The organism is Lactobacillus nasalidis (assembly GCF_016587775.1).
Lineage (GTDB): Bacteria > Bacillota > Bacilli > Lactobacillales > Lactobacillaceae > Lactobacillus > Lactobacillus nasalidis.
Genome location: NZ_BOCG01000548.1, coordinates 1 through 399 on the forward strand (window position 1 = coordinate 1; position 399 = coordinate 399).

Consider the following 399-nt stretch of genomic DNA (forward strand, 5'->3'; position numbering starts at 1 on the left):
AGGCCAGCACATCCGCGGTTTTGTCCAGGTCAGCTGATTCTTTCAAAACCACCTGGCCCTTGCCGTCGTAGCCGCCTTCACAGGTCTTTAATACGGCCGGCAGACCTAAATCGCTGACGGCAGCTTCCAGGTCGGCCCGGCTCTTGACCGCTCTGAACTTGGCTACTTCACAGCCAGCTTGCTGGATAAAGGTCTTTTCCCGGATCCGGTTGTTGGTCGTGTAAAGAAGCTTGGTGCCCTGCGGAATAAAGACCTGATCCTTGACGCTTTCCAGGGCATCCAGGTCAACATTTTCAAATTCATAAGTCAAAACGTCGCTTCGCCGGGCCAGTTCATGAATAGCATCAATATCGCTGTATTCAGCAACGATCTGGTCATCGGCGGCTTGGCCGGCCGGAC

At 54.1% G+C, this 399-nt stretch carries 1 protein-coding gene; it reads right to left on the bottom strand.

Features of this window, described 5'->3' with window-relative positions:
* On the bottom strand, positions 1-399 hold a 399-nt coding region (locus tag lacNas_RS10670), incomplete at both ends, for an ATP-grasp domain-containing protein (RefSeq protein WP_201346846.1).